Raw genomic sequence first — 15,400 nt, forward strand, 5'->3', positions numbered from 1 at the left:
CCGAAGCGTTCGGCTGGCGAACGTGCCAGGATGGGCACTGAAACCGCGAGGCGAAAGGACGGGTGGGCGCTCGTGACTAAAACGACCCGGGTATTGGCGGTGGCCAACCAGAAGGGCGGCGTAGCCAAGACGACCACGGTCGCTTCGCTGGGCGCGGCGATGGTGGACGAGGGCAAGCAAGTGCTACTGGTCGACCTCGACCCGCAGGGCTGTCTGACCTTCTCGCTCGGCCAGGATCCGGACAAGCTACCGGTCTCCGTGCACGAGGTGCTGCTCGGTGAGGTCGAGCCGAACGCCGCGCTGGTCGAGACCATCGAGGGAATGACGCTGCTGCCGGCAAACATCGATCTGGCGGGCGCCGAGGCGATGCTGCTGATGCGGGCGGGGCGTGAATACGCACTCAAACGCGCGCTGGCCAAGCTCTTTGACCGGTTCGACGTGATCGTCATCGACTGCCCGCCGTCGCTGGGTGTGCTCACCCTCAACGGGCTGACCGCCGCCGGGGAGGTCATCGTGCCGCTACAGTGCGAGACCCTCGCGCACCGCGGCGTCGGCCAGTTCCTGCGCACGGTGGCCGACGTCCAGCAGATCACCAACCCGGACCTGCGGCTGCTCGGCGCACTGCCGACGCTGTACGACTCGCGCACCACCCACACCCGCGACGTGTTGCTCGACGTGGCCGACCGATACAGCCTGCCGGTGCTGGCCCCGCCGATTCCGCGCACGGTGCGTTTCGCGGAGGCCAGCGCCTCGGGCTCGTCGGTGATGGCCGGGCGCAAGAACAAGGGCGCCGTCGCGTACAGCGAGCTGGCAAAGGCGCTGCTCAAGCACTGGAAGACGGGCAAGGCGCTGCCGACGTTCGCCGTCGAGGTCTAAACGGACTCAACCGAGGGCGGCGACGGTGTCGCCGCGCTGCTCGAACACCCGGGACCCCGAAACGGCCAACGCCACCGGCTTTCCAAGCGGGCCGGGCGGCCGGTCCACCGGAAGGTAGCGCTCGCTGGCGCCGCTGACCGGGTCGTAGATGCCGATCGCGCCGGTGACCGGCACCAGCAGCTTGCCCGCCATCATCACTCCCGGTCCCAACGGCGCCGCCGTGTCTCCCGCCGCGATCGTGTAGCGCAGGGTCAGGCTGTTCGCCTCGAAAACCATCAGGGAATCGCCGGTCCACCAGGTGATCAGGTTGCCGGCGTGCGAGATCGTCGCTGCGGGCGACGGCGGCTTGGGCACCAGGGTGCTGGACACGGTCGCGCCGGTCTCGTCGATCACGTCGACCCGCGGCTGCGGCGCGGGCAGGTACACCGCCGTGTTGTTCTCCCAGACGGTCAGCACGCGGGCGCCCGAATCCGGCTTGATCCCGGGTTCGGACACGATGTGCTGCTGGGGTTCGTCGTCTTCCTTACCCGGGTGCAGCAGCACCAGCCGTAGGTCCGCCTGGCTCACACAGCTTTCCAACACCGAGACCGCCGACGAGCTGGCCGCCGCCGAGATGAGCCGGCATCCCGAATGCAGCCCGCGCGCAGAGGGTTTCACTCGAGCGTCGGTCTCGCCGTAGGCCAGTATCCGGACCATGTCCGAACGCCACAGCTCCAGGTGGGTGTCGCCGTACGACAACACCGTCGTGCCGTCTGAGGACAGCTGCACGTGCGGGTCGGCGTAGCCACTGCGCGCGGGACCGCGACGGCCGGTCGACCCGTCCAGGGTGCTCACCTGCCCGCAGCCACGGTCGTCGCGGTAAACCGCGACGGCGTAGCGGTACAGCCAGGAAACCCCGCACAGACCGGTGTCGCGGGAGTAACTCCACCGCGACTGGCCGTTGCCCTGATCGCGCCCGTCGACCTGGCGGCCGTCGCCGGTGATGACTGTCCCGCCGATGGCCAGCGGGGAGGAGGTGGTGGCCGGGCTGTTCGCGGTCCACAGCTGCTTCAGGGTTGCCGGCACCTGCTTGGCCGGCGTGGGATTGGCGGCTGGGACGGCGGCCGGGCGGCTGATGGTGGCCCGGGCGTCGCTGGTCCACCAGATCAGGGCCGCGGTCAGCGCGACGACGGCCGCGATCGACGCGGCGGCCACCACGTCGCCCTTGGTGCGGCGTTCGGGTCTGACCATGCGTCAGTGCGGCGCTTTAGTTGCCGTTTGTGGCCGCGCCGGCTGCCGTGGCGTCCGAGGGCTTGCGACGCCGACGGCGGCGCCGGTTCGTCGCGGGGCTGTCCGGGGTTTCCGCGACGGCCTCACCGTTGGTGCTCGCGGCGCCGTTGCCCGACGGGTGCGCGGCGACGGCCTGGCCGCCCCGGGTGCGCCGACGGGTGCCGGAGCGGCGCGCGGGCCTGTCCGACTTCTGATCCGGCTTCTGGCCGTCGCGTCCGCTGCTGCGGCGCTGGCCTTGCGGCTTGCGGGCCGCGCCCACCGTGCCCCCGGTCTCGGCGGGGATGCCCAGCTCGGCATGGAGGTGTGGCGAGTTCGAGTAGGTCTCGGCGGGCTCGGGGCAGTCCAGCCCCAGGGCCTTGTCGATCAGCGACCAGCGGGCCATTTCGTCCCAGTCCACCAGGGTGACCGCGATACCGGTCTTGCCCGCGCGGCCGGTGCGGCCGATGCGGTGCACGTAGGCCTGCTCGTCCTCCGGAATCTGGTAGTTGATGACGTGGGTGATGTCGTCGATGTCGATGCCGCGGGCGGCCACGTCCGTGGCGACCAGCACGTTGATGTCGCCGGTCCGGAAGGCCTTGAGGGCCTTCTCGCGGGCCGCCTGCCCGAGGTCACCGTGCACGGCGCCCACCGCGAAACCGCGCTCGGCCAGCTCGTCGGCCACCTTCTGCGCGGTGCGCTTGGTGCGGGTGAAGATCATCGTGGCGCCGCGCCCCTGCGCCTGCAGCACGCGGCTGACCAGCTCGACTTTGTCCAAGGCGTGGGCCCGGTAGGCGTACTGGACGGTTGTGTCGTGGGTGGCCGCCGAGTGCGGCGCTTCCGCCCGGATGTGGGTGGGCTGGTTCATGAAAGTGCGGGCCAGCGTGATGATCGGGTCCGGCATGGTCGCCGAGAACAGCATGGATTGCCGGTCGGTGGGGATTTGGCGCAGGATCCGCTCGATGTCGGGCAGGAAGCCCAGGTCGAGCATTTCGTCGGCCTCGTCGAGCACCAGCACCGTCAGCCCGCCCAGTTGCAGGTGATTCTGCTGACTCAGGTCGAGCAGCCGGCCCGGGGTGCCCACCACGACGTCGGCGCCGGCGCGCAGCGCCTCGATCTGGGGCTCATAGGGGCGTCCCCCGTAGATGGGGACCACCGACAGCGGCCGGTCGCCTTCGGCGGTCAGGTGCTTGGCCGCCAACGTCAGGTCATCGGTGACCTGCAGGCACAGCTCGCGCGTGGGCACCACGATCAGCGCCCGTGGTGTGCCGTTGAGCGGCCGGGCGGCGGTGCCGGCGGTGATGCGCTGCAGCAGCGGCACGCCGAAGGCGAAGGTCTTGCCCATCCCGGTGCGGGCCTGGCCGATCAAGTCGTCGCCGGCCAGCGCCATCGGCAGGGTCAGCTCTTGGATGGCAAAAGGGCTTTCGATCCCTTTTTCGGCGAGGGCGCGCACGATTTCGTCGCGGACGCCGAGTTGAGCAAAGGTCAGTTCAGTTGTGCTTGTCAGTGTGGACATGCGTAGGTAGTAAGCCTTTCGGTGACGTATCGGTCGATGTCGGTGTTCTCTGTCGCGGTCACGCGCGCACGAGTTCCGACTCCGAATACGTCGCCGAGTCGCGGGCCCCTGCTCAAAGTTGGTGGGGCCTGCTGTGCACGCACATTTCGCCGATAGCAGCTTGGGGAAAACAGATCTTGATCGAATACAGCCGCTATCTACGTACATGATAGCTGGTCGACAGCTGGCACCCATTTTCCGCTAAGTCCGCCGACTAGAGTGTTGCCATGACTCGGCCCTCTGCCCAGCCCTCTGAAGCCTCCCGACTGTCGGCCGATCACCCCGGCGTCAACGAGCTGTTCGCGGTCCTCGCCTACGGCGAGATCGCCGCGTTCTACCGGCTCACGGATGAGGCTCGGATGGCGCCCGACCTGCGCGGACGGATCTCGATGGCGAGCATGGCCGCCGCCGAGATGCAGCACTATGAGCTGCTGCGCGACGCCCTGGAGGGGCGTGGCGTCGACGTGGTCGCGGCGATGTCGAAGTACGTCTCGGCGCTGGAGAACTACCACCGGCTGACGATGCCCAGCACCTGGCTCGAAGCGTTGGTGAAGACCTATGTGGGCGACGCTCTGGCCGCCGACCTGTACCTCGAGATCGCCGACGGGTTGCCCGACGAATGCGCCGACGTCGTTCGGGCGGCGCTGTCGGAGACCGGGCACTCGCAGTTCGTCATCGCCGAGGTGCGGGCCGCGGTGACGTCGAGCGGCAAGCAGCGCAGCCGGCTGGCGCTGTGGTCCCGCCGGTTGTTCGGCGAGGCGATCACCCAGGCGCAGTACCTGCTGGCCGACCACGACGAGCTCGTCGACCTGTTGGTTTCGGGCGCGGGTGGGCTCGGCCAACTCAGCGCGTTCTTCGACCGCCTGCAGCAGACGCACGACCGCCGGATGCACGAACTCGGCTTGAGCTGACGATCAGCGCGTGCAGGTCGCCAGGTTCGAGTTGTTCATCGACGCGACGACCATCTGACCGGCGGCGTTGACGACCGAGCAATTGAGTTGCCCCAGGAAGCTGGTCGCGACCACAGACTCGGTCTGCACGCCGGGGTTCAGGACGACCATCTTCGTCCACGGCAGCGACACGTTGAACTCTGTCTGCGGGTAGCCGCGCGCGTCGGTGTAGACGATGTTCACCAGGTCCAGCAGCTGCTTCGTCCCGGTCACGTTGTAGACCACCGTGCGCGGGTTGAGCCCGGCCGTCGGCGGCTGAGCCGGCGCGACGGCCGGCGGTGCGGCGGTCGGCGTGCCGGTGGGCCCCATACCGGGCGCGGCGCTCGGCGGAGCCACGGTGGTGAACGTCTCGGGCGGCAGTTGCGCCACGCGCGAGGGGCTCGGGGACGCGCTGGGCGGGACCGACGCCTTCGTCGTCGCGGGCGCCGAGGTCACCGGGTGCGGAACCGGCGCGCCCACGGTGGCCTTGGTTGAGGCGCTGTCGCCGCTGTTGAGGATGACGGCGGTGGCGACGGCGCCGAGCGCAACCACGGCGCCGAGGATCGCCGTGACGGGGCGTTTGCGGGGATCCGCCGGCCAGCCCGTCCAGCTGTAGTCGTTGTCGTAGTCGTCGTTCTCGTCGTACTCGTTCTCGTGGTCGCCGTAGATCTCCTCGATCTCGTCCTCGGGGTAGTTACGGACCCGATCGTCGAGGTGGCGCCCGTGGCGGGGCGACAAGCGGGGCAATGAAGTGGTACCCATGGTGCCGAAGTTAGCCATGTGACAACACAGAGTGGGTCTCGGGCGCGGGTGTGAGCTGACCTGGAAGCTAATCGTTATCGGTTCGCGACCGGCGTTTCGCTCACCGCGAACTGCGTCCAGGGGGCTGTCGGGGGTGCCGGGGCGCGGCGTCTACTAGCCTTCAGCTGACAGGCCTGCGACTTCAATACCAACGTTAGGGGTGACCGTGGAGGTCAAGATCGGTATCTCGGACAGTCCGCGCGAGCTGGTCCTCGCCAGTGCGCAGACACCTGCTGAAGTCGAGGAACTGGTCGGTGCCGCCCTGAACGACGGATCGGGTCTGCTGAAGCTGAGCGACGAGCGGGGGCGTCGCTTCCTCATTCACACCTCGAAGATCGCCTACATCGAAATCGGTGTCGCCGACGGACGTCGGGTCGGCTTCGGGATCGGCGCGGACTCAGGCAAGCACGCCAGCAAGGGCGCTAAAGGCGAGTAAGCGGGACGTGTGACAGCCCGCCCCAGGCGAACTGGACGGTGCCTTCGACGGCGTCCGACTTGGAGATCGGGCGGTCGGAATCGAGCCAGTACCGGGCGCAGTCGACGCTGATCCCGACCAGTCCGACCGCGATCATCCGGGCCCGGTGCGGGTCCAAGCCGGAATCCTGACTGATCAAGGCGAAAACGGCGTCGATGCACGATTCGGTGGCGACGCGCACCTGGGCGGCCACCTCGGGTTCGGTGACGTAGTCGTTCTCGAAGATCAGCCGGTATCCCTGGCTGTCGTGCTCGATGAAATCGAAGAAGGCCTGCACCGCCGAGTGCAACCGGCGCCGGTTGTCGGTGGTGGTGTTCAAAGCCTGCTGGACACCCGAGACGAGGTTCTCGACGTGCCGTGCGAGCACCGCCAGGTACAGCTCCAGCTTGCTCGAAAAGTGTTGATACAGAACCGGTTTGCTGACACCGGCCCGGTCGGCGATTTCGTCCATGCCGGCGGCGTGGTAGCCGCGGTCGACAAAGACGTCGCTGGCGACGACGAGCAATTGGCCACGACGCTCGTCTCGGGGTAACCGGTTGCCGCGACGGCTCGGAGCTGCTCCGCCGTCCGCCGGCCGACCGCGATCAGCCGATCTGACGGCGCGCCGTGCCGGCGGCTTGGCGAGTTCGCTCATCGAGTCCTCATCTGATTAATCGGCGACCGGCCGTCGGAATCACCCTGCCGGCCGTGCGCGGCTCGTTGCACAGACATTACTACCCGTGACGTGTTCGTGACCGTCATCACCGTCCGCGCCACCGTCGGCGCCCCCTGATGCAAACCCACAGAAAGCGGTGTCGGGCGGGGCATTCGGGCGCGCCAAGGTGGCCTCCATGGCCAGCTGTGCCATCCTGGGGAAATGACGTCCCAGCGGCCTACGCGTGGCTCGGGCCGTGTGCCGGTGCTGCGCGACGAGTGGCGAGAACCACTTCGGGCCCTGCGCGACCCGACCGCCCGGGAGGCCGGCCGGGTCCGGGCCGACCGCGACCGCCCGAACCAATGGCGCAAGCAGACACGGCTGGGACGGTTCATCTCCACCTACGGCTGGCGCGCGTACGCCCTGCCTATTCTGGTGGTGCTCACGGCGCTGGTGCTCTACCAGACGGTGACCGGCACGGGTGCGCCGAAGCCGACCGCGAATCAGCCCGCGCAGGGGCCGCCGGCGATCGGTGCGGTCGGCACGGCGATCATGGACGCCCCGCCGCGCGGGCTGGCCGCGTTCGATGCCAATCTGCCGGCCGGGACGCTGCCGGATGGCGGCCCGTTCACCGAGGCCGGCGACAAGACCTTCCAGGTGGTGCCGGGCACCACGCCCCAGATCGGTCAGGGCACCGCCAAGGTGTTCCGGTACACCGTCGAGGTGGAGAACGGCATCGACCCCACCATGATCGGCGGCGTTGATGCTTTCGCCAACATGGTCGACCAGACGCTGTCCAACCCCAAGGGCTGGACGCACAATCCGCAGTTCGCCTTCATCCGAATCGACAACGGCAAACCCGACTTTCGGATCTCGCTGGCGTCGCCGGTGACGGTCCGCGAGGGCTGCGGCTACGAATTCCGGCTGGAGACCTCCTGCTACAACCCGGTTTTCGGTGCCAACCGCGAGGCACGGGTCTTCATCAACGAGGCGCGCTGGGTGCGCGGCGCAGTCCCGTTCGAGGGCGACATCGGTTCCTATCGGCAGTATGTGATCAACCACGAGGTCGGGCACGCCATCGGGTACCTGCACCACGAGCCGTGCGAGCAGCAGGGTGCCCTGGCGCCGGTGATGATGCAGCAGACGTTCTCCACGTCGAACAACGACGCCGCCCAATTCGACCCGGACGTCGTCAAGGCCGACGGGAAGACCTGCCGGTTCAACCCGTGGCCGTTCCCGATCGCCTGATTACTGCGTCTGCCGCGTGATTGAGGAGGTGTTGTAGTTGTCGACTTCGTTGCCGCCGCTTGTCGAGCCCGCGGCCCAGCTGACTCGCGACGAGGTGGCCCGCTACAGCCGCCACCTGATCATTCCCGACCTGGGTGTCGACGGTCAGAAGCGACTCAAGAACGCCCGGGTGCTGGTGATCGGCGCGGGCGGCCTCGGTTCCCCGACGCTGCTGTATCTGGCCGCCGCCGGCGTGGGCACGCTCGGCATCGTCGACTTCGACGTCGTCGACGAGTCGAACCTGCAGCGGCAGATCATTCACGGCGTCGCCGACGTCGGGCGGCCCAAGACCCAGTCGGCGCGCGAGTCGATCGCCGCGATCAATCCGCTGGTCGACGTGCGGTTGCACGAGTTCCGGCTGGACGCGAGCAACGCCGTCGACCTGTTCAGGCAGTACGACCTGATCGTGGACGGCGCCGACAACTTCGCCACCCGGTATCTGGTCAACGACGCCGCGGTGCTGGCCGGCAAGCCGTACGTGTGGGGGTCGATTTACCGCTTCGAGGGCCAGGTCTCGGTCTTCTGGGAGGACGCCCCCGGCGGGCGGGGCCTCAACTATCGCGACCTGTATCCCGAACCGCCCCCGGCGGGAACGGTTCCCTCGTGCGCCGAGGGCGGGGTGCTCGGGATCATCTGCGCGTCCATCGCGTCGGTCATGGGCACCGAGGCGATCAAGCTCATCACCGGGATCGGCGAATCGCTGCTGGGCCGGTTGATGGTGTACGACGCGCTGGACATGAGCTATCGCACGATCACGGTCCGCAGGGACCCGTCGGAGGCCTTCCGGCCGAAGATCTCCGCGCTGGTCGACTACGAGCAGTTGTGTGGCGTGGTGTCCGACGGCACGGGCAGCGAAGCCGGCATCACGCCGCGGGAGTTGCGCGACATGCTGGACTCCGGCAAGAAGCTGGCGCTGATCGACGTTCGCGAGCCCGCGGAGTGGGACATCGTGCACATCGAAGGGGCCCAACTGATCCCGCAGTCGTTGATCAATTCCGGTGAGGGGCTGGCAAAGCTGCCGCAGGACCGCACGCCGGTGCTGTATTGCAAGACGGGAGTGCGCTCGGCCGCGACGCTGGCGGCGGTGCGCAAGGCCGGATTCCCCGATGCGGTGCATCTGCAGGGCGGCATCGTGGCCTGGGCGCAACAGATGCAACCCGACATGACGATGTACTGAGCCGGTGCGCGTGTTGCTCTGGCGGCAACCCGCCGCGCCCGGCCGTGCCGCGCTGGCGGTTGGCGCTGGTGGCCTCGTTTAGAGTGCTGGTGTGACAGTCGAACCGCCGCCAGAGCATGTGCTGTCGGCGTTCGGTTTGACCGCCGTGAATCCCGTCTATCTCGGTGCCAGCTGGGAGGGCGGTTGGCGCTGCGGCGAGGTCGTCCTGTCGCTGGTGGCCGACAACGCCCGCGCGGCATGGTCGGCCCGGGTGCGCGAGACGTTGTTCGTCGACGGCGTGCGGCTGGCCCGCCCGGTGCGGTCAACCGACGGGCGATACGTGGTTTCCGGATGGCGGGCGGACACCTTCGTCGCAGGAACCCCCGAACCCAGGCACGACGAAGTCGTCTCGGCGGCCGTGCGTCTGCATGAGGCGACCGGCAAACTGGACCGGCCCCGGTTCCTGACGCAAGGGCCCGGCACGCCGTGGGGAGACGTCGACGTCTTCATCGCGGCCGACCGCGCCGCGTGGGAGGAACGGCCGCTGTCCTCGGTGCCCCCGGGCGCGCGGACCGCGCCCGAAACGGCGGACGCCCAGCGCTCGGTGGAGCTGATCGACCAACTCGCCACGCTGCGCAGGCCGACGAAGAGCCCCAACCAGCTGGTGCACGGAGACCTTTACGGCACAGTGCTTTTCGTGGGCACCGCGGCGCCGGGAATCACCGACATCACCCCGTACTGGCGGCCCGCGTCGTGGGCGGCGGGCGTGGTCGTCGTCGACGCGCTGTCCTGGGGAGACGCAGACGACGGCCTCATCGAGCGCTGGAACGCACTGCCGGAGTGGTCACAGATGTTGTTGCGGGCGTTGATGTTTCGACTGGCCGTTCATGCCCTGCACCCGCGGTCGACCGCCGAGGCGTTCCCCGGTCTCGCCCGTACCGCCGCGCTCGTCAGGCTGGTCCTCTAGCGGCGCTTCGGAAACTCGTAGCGGACCTCGTCAAGCGCGATCTTGCCGTCGACGGCAAGAATGCCCTCGGCGCGCAGCAGCTCCAACTGCCGCGTGGTCAGGTGCCGCGCCGGGCGTCCGGAGGCGGTGATCACCCGATGCCAGGGCAGGTCCGAGGAGTCGGTGCGCATGATGTAACCGACGATGCGCGGGCTGGAAAGCCCTGCGACGGCGGCGATGTCGCCATACGTGACGACCCGGCCGGACGGTATCGCCGCGACCAGCGCGCGCACCCGTTCTACCTGCTCGTCGGTCACGGCTGCCACGATCAGCGGCCTTCGATCAACTCGAGCGCCAGCGCGGCGACCTCAGTGGGCCGGGCGTAGGGCACCATGTGGTTGCAGTCGAAATCGAGCAGCCGGAATTCGGGCCCCAATCGTTCTTGTAGCCCGGTGATCAGCTCCTCGCTGACGTAGGGCGGCGAGGTCCGCAGCGCCCGCACCAACGTTGTCGGCGTCCCGGCGGGCGGCAGCACGATGTCGCGCGCCAGCTCGCTCCAGTACGACATCATCGCGGGGATGCTGATGCGCCAGCCGTATCGCCCGCTCGGCAACTCGATCAGATGCTCGTCGATCTCGGCCTTCAGCAACGCGGGTTCGACATCAGCCCACGAGCCCGTGGCCTTTTCCGCGCGCGGTTCCTCGACGTCGGGGTAGTCGGGGGAGGACAGCATCGCTTCGGCTATGTAGCGCGTCCACATGCCGTCGAGCCCGACCGCCGGGTCGAGCAGCAGCAGCGCGCCCACCCGATCCGGACGGGCCGAGGCCAAATGCATTGCGAGCCCGCCCCCGAATGAGTGACCGATGATCAGCACCGGCGCGTCGGCCTCGTTGTCGAGCAGATCCGCCAGCGCCGAGACGTTGGCGTCGATCGTCCACGGCGCCGCCCACGTCGACCTGCCATGACCGAGCAGATCCGGTGCGGCCATGCCGATCTCGGGCAGGAAGCCGGACAGGTGCTGCCAGCGCTGCCCGTGGCCGGTCAAACCGTGGATCGCCAGAATCCGCACCGGGCCGGGCGGACCGTAGCGGTGCACATGCAGGGGAGCGGTCACCCGTCGATGGTGCCAGTCGACACTGACGCGGCTCTAGGGCGGTCGGCAGATGCGGTCCCCGCCTCAGCGATCATCCCAGTCGTCCTCTTCGGGGACGGTGTACGCCTGCTCGATCACGTCGGCTTCGTTGGCATCGCGATCCGCTGCCAGGTAGTCGATGTCCAGGCCCGCCTCGCCGGAATCGACTGGCCGCAGTTGATCCGCGGCATCGCCTTCGGGTGTTTCGTCGGTGGGGAAGCCGCGTTCGACGTCCTTCACGATTGACAACCTCTCGTAACGGGTGGACTGCTTGACCTCCAGCCTAAGAGCCGACGCCCGCGCCGGCTGGATGAACTTGTCACACCCCGGTGGTTGCATGCAGCCATGTCATACACCTGGGACGACGAGGCGCAGGCTCTGCTGGCGCAAGGGCTGCGCGGGCAGGTGCGTGTCCTCGGCGGTCCCGGTACCGGCAAGAGCAGCCTGCTGATCGACGCCGCGGTCGCCCAGATCGACGCCGGTGTCGAGCCGGAAACGGTTCTGCTGCTTACCGGTTCCGGTCGGCTCGGGGTGCGCGCCCGCAGCAGCCTGACCACCGCGTTGCTTCGGCCCCGCGCCAGCGGTCCGTGCCGCGTCGCCGTCCGCGAGCCGTTGGTGCGCACCGTGCACAGCTACGCATACGCGGTCCTGCGGCGGGCGGCCGAACGGGCCGGCGACGCGCCACCGCGGCTGGTCACCAGCGCCGAACAGGACGCCATCATCCGGGAACTGCTGGCCGGTGACCTCGAAGACGGACCGCGCGCCGCGACGGCGTGGCCTTCTCATCTGCTGCCCGCGCTGAGCACCGCCGGTTTCGCGACCGAACTGCGAAACCTGTTGGCCCGCTGCACCGAACGCGGCGTGGACCCGAAGGAACTCGAACGGCTGGGCCGCCGCTGCCGGCGCCCGGAATGGACGGCTGCGGGTCAATTCGCGCGGCAGTACGAGCAGGTGATGTTGCTGCGGGCGGCGGTGGGCACGGCGGCGCCGCAGGCGACGACGCCCGCGCTGGGTGCCGCCGAGCTCGTGGGCGCCGCTCTGGAAGCCTTCGCGATCGACCCCGAATTGCTTGCGGCCGAACGTAATCGGGCGCGGGTGTTGTTGGTCGACGACGCCCAGCAACTCGATCCGCAGGCTGCCCGCCTGGTGAAGGCTCTTGCGACCGGCGCCGAGCTGGCGGTGATCGCCGGCGACCCCAACCAGGCGGTGTTCGGGTTCCGTGGCGGGGAATCCGCCGGATTGCTGGCCGACGATTCACGGTCGGTGATGTTGACGGTGTCGCAGCGCTGCGCTCCCGCGGTCGCGCGTGCTGTCAGCGGCGTCGCGCACCGACTGCCGGGCGGCAGCGGCGGCAAGCGGATCGACGGCACCGGGGCCGACGACGGGTCGGTCACGGTGCGCCTGGCCGGGTCGGCGCACGCCGAGGCGGCGATAATCGCCGACGCGCTGCGGCGTGCGCACCTGATCGACGGCGTGCCGTGGTCACGGATGGCGGTCATCGTCCGGTCGGTGCCCCGGGCGGGCGCGCGTTTGCCGCGGGCGCTGGCCGCGGCGGGCGTGCCGGTGGCGGCGCCCGCGGCCAGCGGACCGTTGTGCGAGGAGCCGGCGGCCCAGGCGATGCTCACGGTGCTGGCGGCCACCGCCGACGGACTCGACGGCCGGCAGGCGATGTCGCTGCTGACCGGTCCCATCGGTCGCGTCGACCCGGTGGCGTTGCGGCAGCTGCGCCGAACGCTGCAGCGCGCCAACCCGCAACGTAGGCCCGGTGACTTCGCGGATCTGTTGGTAGCCGCGCTGTCCGGCGAAAAGCTGCCGGCGGGGCCGCAATTTCGCCCGCTACAGCGGGTGCGCGCGGTGCTGGACGCGGCCGCGAGTTGCGATGGCGCGGGCCAAGATCCGCGCTACACGCTGTGGGCCGCCTGGCAGCGGTCCGGACTGCAGCGCCGCTGGCTCACGGCCAGCGAGCGCGGTGGCCCGATCGGCGCCCAGGCCACTCGGGACCTCGAGTCGGTGACCACTTTGTTCGACATCACCGACCAATACGTGTCCCGCACCTCCGGCGCGTCGTTGCGTGGACTCGTCGACCACATCGCCGCGCTGCAGCTGCCGGGCGGCAATGCCGAACCGGTGTCGCCGGTGGAGCAGGTCAGGGTGCTCAGTGCGCACGCCGCACTGGGGCACGAGTGGGATTTCGTGATCATCGCCGGGTTGCAGGACGGGTTGTGGCCCAACACGATTCCGCGCGGCGGTGTGCTGGGCACGCAGCGGTTGCTGGACGCGATGGACGGCATCACCGAGGACGTGTCGGTGCGTGCGCCCCTGCTGGCCGAGGAGCGCAGGCTGTTAGTGGCGGCGCTGGGCCGGGCCCGGCGTCGCTTGTTGGTGACGGCGGTCGACAGCGACAGCGATGGGCCGGGCCAGGAGGCCGCGCTGCCCTCGGCGTTCTTCTACGAGATCGCGCAATGTTCCGACGGCGGCAACGATCTGGCTGCCGTGCAGCCGATTTCAGCCCCGCGGGTGTTGTCCGCGGCGGCGCTGGTGGGCCGCTTGCGCGGCGTCGTCTGCGCGCCCCAGGGCGCCGTGGACGACGAGGCCCGAGATTGCGCGGCAACGCAATTGGCGCGGCTGGCCAAAGCGGGTGTGCCGGGCGCCGACCCGGCCGGCTGGCACGGCCTGACGCCGACCAGCACGAGCGAACCGTTGCGGGGCAGCGGCGATGTCGTCACGTTGACGCCGTCGACGCTGCAGACGCTCAGCGATTGCCCGTTGCGCTGGCTGGCCGAACGCCACGGCGGGACCAGTCCGCGTGATCTGCGGTCGACCATCGGTTCGGTGCTGCACGCGCTGGTCGCCGAATCGCACAGAAGCGGAAACGAACTACAGGTCGAGCTCGAGCGTGCCTGGCGGCACCTGCCCTTCGACGCCCAGTGGCATTCCGCCAATGAGTTGGACCGGTACCGCGCGATGGTGCAGGCATTCACCGAGTGGCGCACCCAAACCCGCGGCGCACTGACCGAGGTGGGCGTCGAGGTCGAGATCGACGGGACCCTGACCACGCCGCGGGCTGACGGCGGCGAGGTTCGGCTGCGGGGGCGAGTCGACAGGCTGGAGCGCGACGCCGCCGACAGGCTCGTGATCGTCGACATCAAGACCGGCAAGACGCCGGTCAGCAAGGACGACGCCCAGCAGCACGCCCAGCTCGCGATGTATCAGCTGGCGGTGGCCGAAGGCATGGTCGTCGATGGCGACCAGCCCGGTGGCGCACGGTTGGTCTACCCCGGTAAGACCGGGGCCGCGGGTGCCGTTGAGCGCGAACAGGATCCACTGACCCCGGCAGGACAAGACGAATGGCGCGATGTCGTGCGGCTGGCGGCCGACGCGACGGCCGGGCCGCAGTTCGTTGCCCGGCGCAACGACGGTTGCACGCATTGTCCGATACGTCCCTCCTGCCCGGCGCAGGTCGACGGGTCGACGCGGTGAACGCGCGCTACACCCCCGGCGAATTGGCAAGCGCGCTGGGGCTTTTCCCGCCAACCGCCGAGCAGTCGGCCGTCATCGCGGCGCCGCCGGGGCCACTGGTCGTCATCGCCGGCGCCGGCGCCGGCAAGACCGAGACGATGGCCGCGCGGGTGGTGTGGCTCATCGCCAGCGGCTATGCCGAGCCGGGCCAGGTGCTGGGGTTGACGTTCACCCGCAAGGCCGCCGGCCAGCTGCTGCGCCGAGTCCGGGCCCGGCTGGGCCGGCTGGCCGGCATCGGCCTGGACCTGACCGGTGGCCGGGCGGACTCCGAGCCGGCGGGTGCCCCGGTGGTCAGCACCTACCACGCCTTCGCGGGATCGCTGCTGCGTGACCACGGGCTGCTGTTGCCCGTCGAACCCGACACCCGGCTACTCGGCGAAACCGAGTTGTGGCAGCTGGCTTTCGACGTCGTGAGCGGGTACCGCGGCGAGCTGCACACCGATAAGACCCCGGCCGCCGTCACCTCGATGGTGCTGCGCCTGTGGGGACAGCTGACCGAACACCTGGTGGACACCCGGCAGCTCTGCGACACCCACGTGGAGCTGGAGCGGCTGGTCCACGCCCTTCCCGCGGGCCCCTACCAGCGGGACCGCGGACCGAGCCAGTGGCTGCTGCGCATGCTGACCACTCAGACCGAACGCGCCGAGCTGGTTCCGCTGCTCGACGCGCTCAACGAGCGGATGCGCGCCGAGAAGGTGATGGATTTCGGTATGCAGATGGCGTCGGCGGCGCGGCTGGCCGCGGCCTTCCCGCAAGTCGGCGCGGACCTGCGCAGCCGCTATCGGGTGGTCCTGCTCGACGAATACCAGGACACCGGCCACGCCCAGCGCATCGCGCTGTCGGCG

The 15,400-nt window shown here is 69.4% G+C and carries 15 protein-coding genes; 8 read left to right on the top strand and 7 right to left on the bottom strand.

Annotation, left to right across the window (positions count from 1 at the left end; genetic code table 11):
* Positions 1–72: 72 nt before the first annotated feature.
* Entirely contained in the window at positions 73–876 is an 804-nt protein-coding gene (locus JOZ00_RS15425; protein WP_293344983.1) for an AAA family ATPase, read from the top strand.
* Between the two features lie 6 nt (positions 877–882).
* Here the strand turns inward: JOZ00_RS15425 and JOZ00_RS15430 are convergent, their stop codons facing one another.
* A complete protein-coding gene (locus JOZ00_RS15430) occupies positions 883–2,106 on the bottom strand; it encodes a hypothetical protein (RefSeq protein ID WP_293344985.1) in 1,224 nt (407 codons plus the stop codon).
* Positions 2,107–2,122: 16 nt separating this feature from the next.
* The gene (locus JOZ00_RS15435; RefSeq protein WP_293344987.1) at positions 2,123–3,637 is read right to left on the bottom strand and encodes a DEAD/DEAH box helicase; all 1,515 of its coding nucleotides are present in this window, start codon (positions 3,635–3,637) and stop codon (positions 2,123–2,125) included.
* Positions 3,638–3,903: 266 nt separating this feature from the next.
* Between JOZ00_RS15435 and JOZ00_RS15440 the strand changes: the two genes are divergently transcribed.
* Positions 3,904–4,587, top strand: coding sequence for a ferritin-like fold-containing protein (locus JOZ00_RS15440; protein ID WP_293344989.1), 684 nt, complete (start codon positions 3,904–3,906; stop codon positions 4,585–4,587).
* A gap of 3 nt (positions 4,588–4,590) precedes the next feature.
* On the opposite strand, the gene JOZ00_RS15445 is transcribed toward JOZ00_RS15440, so the two are convergent.
* The gene (locus tag JOZ00_RS15445; protein WP_293344991.1) at positions 4,591–5,367 is read right to left on the bottom strand and encodes an MmpS family transport accessory protein; all 777 of its coding nucleotides are present in this window, start codon (positions 5,365–5,367) and stop codon (positions 4,591–4,593) included.
* A 205-nt stretch (positions 5,368–5,572) separates the two neighbouring features.
* Here JOZ00_RS15445 and JOZ00_RS15450 point away from each other — a divergent pair, with 205 nt between their 5' ends.
* On the top strand, positions 5,573–5,842 hold the full coding sequence (locus tag JOZ00_RS15450) for a DUF3107 domain-containing protein (RefSeq protein ID WP_293344993.1): 270 nt from the start codon (positions 5,573–5,575) through the stop codon (positions 5,840–5,842).
* Here JOZ00_RS15450 and JOZ00_RS15455 read toward each other — a convergent pair.
* Positions 5,829–6,515 (bottom strand): TetR/AcrR family transcriptional regulator, encoded by a 687-nt coding sequence (locus JOZ00_RS15455; RefSeq protein ID WP_293344995.1) that lies wholly within the window; start codon positions 6,513–6,515, stop codon positions 5,829–5,831. The genes JOZ00_RS15450 and JOZ00_RS15455 overlap by 14 nt on opposite strands.
* A gap of 222 nt (positions 6,516–6,737) precedes the next feature.
* Between JOZ00_RS15455 and JOZ00_RS15460 the strand changes: the two genes are divergently transcribed.
* From JOZ00_RS15460 to JOZ00_RS15470, 3 genes are all read left to right on the top strand, one after another.
* The gene (locus tag JOZ00_RS15460) at positions 6,738–7,763 is read left to right on the top strand and encodes a DUF3152 domain-containing protein (protein ID WP_293344997.1); all 1,026 of its coding nucleotides are present in this window, start codon (positions 6,738–6,740) and stop codon (positions 7,761–7,763) included.
* A 37-nt stretch (positions 7,764–7,800) separates the two neighbouring features.
* Positions 7,801–8,979: an adenylyltransferase/sulfurtransferase MoeZ gene (gene moeZ, locus JOZ00_RS15465; protein WP_293344999.1), complete on the top strand. Its 1,179-nt coding sequence runs from the start codon at positions 7,801–7,803 to the stop codon at positions 8,977–8,979.
* 91 nt (positions 8,980–9,070) lie between these two features.
* Complete coding sequence (locus tag JOZ00_RS15470; protein ID WP_293345001.1) at positions 9,071–9,925, top strand: TIGR02569 family protein; 855 nt, start codon at positions 9,071–9,073, stop codon at positions 9,923–9,925.
* On the opposite strand, the gene JOZ00_RS15475 is transcribed toward JOZ00_RS15470, so the two are convergent.
* The 3 genes from JOZ00_RS15475 to JOZ00_RS15485 all read right to left on the bottom strand — a co-directional run bounded on the left by JOZ00_RS15475 (position 9,922) and on the right by JOZ00_RS15485 (position 11,276).
* Positions 9,922–10,230 (bottom strand): MGMT family protein, encoded by a 309-nt coding sequence (locus tag JOZ00_RS15475; protein WP_293345003.1) that lies wholly within the window; start codon positions 10,228–10,230, stop codon positions 9,922–9,924. The two genes, JOZ00_RS15470 and JOZ00_RS15475, sit on opposite strands and share 4 nt — an antisense overlap.
* 2 nt (positions 10,231–10,232) lie before the next feature.
* Positions 10,233–11,018 carry an alpha/beta hydrolase gene (locus tag JOZ00_RS15480; RefSeq protein ID WP_293345005.1) on the bottom strand — a complete coding sequence of 262 codons (786 nt, stop codon included), beginning with the start codon at positions 11,016–11,018 and terminating at the stop codon, positions 10,233–10,235.
* Positions 11,019–11,081: 63 nt separating this feature from the next.
* Positions 11,082–11,276, bottom strand: coding sequence for a hypothetical protein (locus tag JOZ00_RS15485; RefSeq protein ID WP_293345007.1), 195 nt, complete (start codon positions 11,274–11,276; stop codon positions 11,082–11,084).
* A gap of 105 nt (positions 11,277–11,381) precedes the next feature.
* On the opposite strand from JOZ00_RS15485, the gene JOZ00_RS15490 reads away from it, so the two are divergent.
* Together JOZ00_RS15490 and JOZ00_RS15495 are read left to right on the top strand one after the other, a co-directional pair.
* Positions 11,382–14,516 carry an ATP-dependent DNA helicase gene (locus JOZ00_RS15490; protein WP_293345009.1) on the top strand — a complete coding sequence of 1,045 codons (3,135 nt, stop codon included), beginning with the start codon at positions 11,382–11,384 and terminating at the stop codon, positions 14,514–14,516.
* Positions 14,513–15,400: ATP-dependent helicase (locus JOZ00_RS15495; protein WP_293345017.1), on the top strand; the 888-nt coding region annotated here is incomplete at its 3' end. The genes JOZ00_RS15490 and JOZ00_RS15495, both read left to right, overlap by 4 nt.

The organism is Mycobacterium sp. (assembly GCF_019243155.1).
GTDB lineage: Bacteria > Actinomycetota > Actinomycetes > Mycobacteriales > Mycobacteriaceae > Mycobacterium.